Annotated in this window: 1 protein-coding gene; it reads left to right on the top strand. The window is 44.5% G+C overall.

The genetic code is table 11. The features are described 5' to 3' along the window. Positions 1-60 precede the first annotated feature (60 nt). Positions 61-1201, top strand: a 1141-nt coding sequence (locus HMPREF2596_RS03460; protein WP_001449585.1) for an IS4-like element ISVsa5 family transposase, incomplete at its 3' end; no start/stop codon positions are given.

The raw sequence follows: 1201 nt of genomic DNA, 5'->3' as shown, positions 1-1201 counted from the left end.
GATACACATCTTGTCATATGATCAAATGGTTTCGCCAAAAATCAATAATCAGACAACAAAATGTGCGAACTCGATATTTTACACGACTCTCTTTACCAATTCTGCCCCGAATTACACTTAAAACGACTCAACAGCTTAACGTTGGCTTGCCACGCCTTACTTGACTGTAAAACTCTCACTCTTACCGAACTTGGCCGTAACCTGCCAACCAAAGCGAGAACAAAACATAACATCAAACGAATCGACCGATTGTTAGGTAATCGTCACCTCCACAAAGAGCGACTCGCTGTATACCGTTGGCATGCTAGCTTTATCTGTTCGGGCAATACGATGCCCATTGTACTTGTTGACTGGTCTGATATCCGTGAGCAAAAACGGCTTATGGTATTGCGAGCTTCAGTCGCACTACACGGTCGTTCTGTTACTCTTTATGAGAAAGCGTTCCCGCTTTCAGAGCAATGTTCAAAGAAAGCTCATGACCAATTTCTAGCCGACCTTGCGAGCATTCTACCGAGTAACACCACACCGCTCATTGTCAGTGATGCTGGCTTTAAAGTGCCATGGTATAAATCCGTTGAGAAGCTGGGTTGGTACTGGTTAAGTCGAGTAAGAGGAAAAGTACAATATGCAGACCTAGGAGCGGAAAACTGGAAACCTATCAGCAACTTACATGATATGTCATCTAGTCACTCAAAGACTTTAGGCTATAAGAGGCTGACTAAAAGCAATCCAATCTCATGCCAAATTCTATTGTATAAATCTCGCTCTAAAGGCCGAAAAAATCAGCGCTCGACACGGACTCATTGTCACCACCCGTCACCTAAAATCTACTCAGCGTCGGCAAAGGAGCCATGGATTCTAGCAACTAACTTACCTGTTGAAATTCGAACACCCAAACAACTTGTTAATATCTATTCGAAGCGAATGCAGATTGAAGAAACCTTCCGAGACTTGAAAAGTCCTGCCTACGGACTAGGCCTACGCCATAGCCGAACGAGCAGCTCAGAGCGTTTTGATATCATGCTGCTAATCGCCCTGATGCTTCAACTAACATGTTGGCTTGCGGGCGTTCATGCTCAGAAACAAGGTTGGGACAAGCACTTCCAGGCTAACACAGTCAGAAATCGAAACGTACTCTCAACAGTTCGCTTAGGCATGGAAGTTTTGCGGCATTCTGGCTACACAATAACAAGGGAAGACT

It is taken from the genome of Neisseria sp. HMSC078C12 (genome assembly GCF_001838065.1).
Lineage (GTDB): Bacteria > Pseudomonadota > Gammaproteobacteria > Burkholderiales > Neisseriaceae > Neisseria.
Note: the sequence above shows the minus strand (reverse complement) of the source record. Positions and strands in the feature narration are given on the sequence as shown.